This is a genomic window from Pediococcus damnosus, assembly GCF_001437255.1.
Classification (GTDB): Bacteria; Bacillota; Bacilli; order Lactobacillales; family Lactobacillaceae; genus Pediococcus; species Pediococcus damnosus.
Window position 1 is genome coordinate 1 of sequence record NZ_JQBD01000135.1, and the last position, 3,319, is coordinate 3,319.

1 protein-coding gene and 1 tRNA gene are annotated in these 3,319 nt (G+C 34.1%); one reads left to right on the forward strand and one right to left on the reverse strand.

Features of this window, described 5'->3' with window-relative positions:
* The first annotated feature begins 1,016 nt into the window (after window positions 1-1,016).
* Window positions 1,017-1,089 (forward strand) — tRNA-Thr (locus tag IV84_RS10150).
* A gap of 381 nt (window positions 1,090-1,470) precedes the next feature.
* Here IV84_RS10150 and IV84_RS10155 read toward each other — a convergent pair.
* On the reverse strand, window positions 1,471-3,267 hold the full coding sequence (locus IV84_RS10155) for an alpha-mannosidase (RefSeq protein ID WP_056986603.1): 1,797 nt from the start codon (window positions 3,265-3,267) through the stop codon (window positions 1,471-1,473).
* Between the last annotated feature and the right edge of the window lie 52 nt (window positions 3,268-3,319).

Below are 3,319 nucleotides of genomic sequence, written 5' to 3' on the forward strand. Positions count from 1 at the left end.
CACCTAGGAAAACTTGACACATACATAAAAATTAGAATTTTGCAAGATTTATGAAGACGGGTTATAATGGATTCACAAGAGGAAAATAACAAAAAATCACACCAAAGGCCTTAACTATTGCTGTAGTTAAGGCCTTTTTTTGCACTTATTTAAATCGTTTCAAACTCGGCTTCGGCCAAATTCAAAACAAAGCGAGTGGGTTGATGTCACCTATGACCTACTTCCTGTCATGTCCATTCAACCAATAGACAAACAAGGAGTTTAAGATCGCTGCTAAAAGCGATCCTAAAAGGAAAATAACAAAATAGTCACACTTACAATCCATTGCATAATTTGCTTTGAATCAGTAGGCAACTATTTTAGTATCCAGGAAGAATTGAAAGCCACAAAGAAGAATTATGACCACATGTAAAAGTATCTTTAACGCGATACATACGGTTTTATAAAAATTAAATTTTTGCCAGATTTGTGAAAACGGGTTATAATGAATTCACGAGATGAAAATAACACAGGAATTGCACCAAAGGCCTTAACTACCGTTTATAGTTAAGGCTTTTTTTTGCACTTATTTAATTCGTTTCAAACCTGACTTCGGCCAAATTCAAAACAAAGCGGGTGGGTTGATGTCACCTATGACCTACATCCTGTCATGTCTATTCAACCAATAGGCAAACAAGGAGTTTAAGAGCGCTACTAAAAGCGATCCTAAAAATGAAAATAGCACAAGAATTGCACCCCCAATCCATTGCATAATTTGCTTTGAATCAGTAGGCAACTATTTTAGTATACAGGAAGAATTGATGGCCACAAAGAAGAATTATGACCACCCATAAAAGTATCTTTAACATGATATATAGAATGCTCTACAGAAATTATTGGTCTACTTTTTATCATTAATTCGTGAAAGACCACCTACGCAAAAACCATTCCGACTTATTGACCATTGTGTCAAAACTTCTATTAGAATTTACTTGCTCTTCAAACTTAAATATAGTAAGCTTACTAATGTAATAATTGCTTGTTTAGCTCAGTTGGCAGAGCACATCACTAGTAATGATGAGGTCGCTGGTTCGAGACTGGCAACAAGCATTCTTATAAGTCATTCTAACGATCATAGTTGGGATGACTTTTTTATTTAAAACTTCATGTCAGTTTTCTTGTAGCAATAAAATTATCAGTAACTATATAATTTTCTATATTGAATACTAGAGCAATTTAGACGATTTAGAACATTTATATACAGAAAGATTTCAGCCCAAACAAACGTTTTAAAAAATCAAAAAATGGAATATTGTTACCTGCAAAGCTAAGTATACTTTATAGACACCTGAACCATTCAAAATCCATGTTCTCCTAAGTTGCTAAGCAAATAGCAACAATAAAAGCAATAAAAGCAGCGCAAAATCCCATGCTTTGTGGGTTTTTACGCTGCTTTCCTAAAAAATTATTCCTGTACTTTTATCGATTTCATCAATACTTCAGCTTCAAAGAAATCATGTCGTAAGTTCCAATAAACTTCTTACTCTCCATTTTTTCTTCTAAGGCATTGATAAATTCAGCATTTCTGAACAAATCATCAGGTAATTTCATATCCTTACCAGTTGGATTTTGAATCCGGATAATATAACTATCCTGATCTTGATATGATGGATAAATCGCTGAAACAATCAATCTCTTATCCAAGTTTAATAATGAATAAGAATTTGGAATTTGTGGATTATTTTCAGTTCCCCAAATTTTGTTGTCCAATCGATTGATAAAGTAATTTAATTTTTGAGTCTGATAAGAAACAGATTGTGATAACCAATCTCTTGTTTTTTCGCTAACCTCTTGTTCGGAAAATGGCTGATCATCAAACACAATTCCAAACTCAAATTCATTTAAGCCAAGTTCCTCAGCCATTGGTGTCGCCATCATCACGTGTCCCTGATTAGTGGTATCACCTGAAGCGCGTCCTGGCCGCCATGCAAGATTTCTCTTACCCAGTTGACTGGTAGTTGCCATTAGTGTGATAAATAACTTTTCATCCTTAAATTCATACTCTTTAAGTCCCTTACCAAAGAAGGTTAAATATTTATTTTTATCCGTAATTGTAACCGTTTTGTCAAAATTATAAATATTAACTGGTTTTTCGACAAATTCTTTTTGCCAATTTTTATCAATAACTTGATTAGAAGTTTTAATAAACCCATCTTGTATATGAGCAACTGCCTCTTGAGTGTGAATAGATGGTTTAATTTGAAGTCGCAATCTATGAGAATATACCTGGTTGTTTAAAACCAACTTGGCATTCAGCATACCGTTATCAAGGAATGTGAAGTAAAGTTTGTAATCCACAAAACCGTATGTTGGATCAGTCTTCTCTCTATCCACTAATTTTAATGGCAATCTACTAGAACCACTTACAACTAACTCGTAGGGTTGATTATTGATATTATTTACAAACGAACTATCAAACGTTAATTCTTTTTCCTGGTCATTTTCTAATGGTGAATAATCATAGGTATCACCATCATTCGCAGAATCGACTAATCGTACAACATCAGGAATCATAATTCCGTTAGTTTTAAGATTAATAGCACCATTCACAAATTCAATCTTATGTCCATTTTTTTCAATGCTGTTACCACTGATTTTTGCATTACCCAATTCTGGAATTGCTTTTTGTGCATCAGTAAAATGAATAACTTTATATCCCAAACCTGGTAGGTCTACTCGACCTTGCACTTTTAACTGAAAATACTCAGGTTCATCTGTATATTCTTGTCCTTTGGGTGTCATCATCAAAATGTGATGTCGAGCCGGAAAATGCTTGCTGTCCATAATTACTGGATTCTTCAACCCATCAAAATCAACATTCTTAGAACTTGTTACAATGCTAATCTCCTTAATACCATGAAATTCACTTGGATCCGTATTAAGAATTAAAACATCATGATCGTCAAGCTCCAGGTATTCTGCCAGCTTCTTTTCAATCATATTTTCAACGCCATCAGCGATTTCGTTTGCTTCTTTAAATCTATGATTAATGTCTACTGCAACGTTATCCGACACACTCCCACCAATCGTATCATGTGCCTGACACTCTAGTAACTTTTTCCAAAGCTTGATTAATAATCCATTTCCAATATCAATTCCATTTTTTTTGGCAATTACAACCAGTGGTTCAACTCGACGAAGAATTTTTTGTTCCAAATCAAAATTTTGTATCTTATTTCGATGACGAACTGATCCAATTGTACGATGAACACGTGAATATGTTGGCAAACGCAGCTCTCCTTGATAACTTGGTTAGTGTAAGGTTTTCCTAGATGGTCAA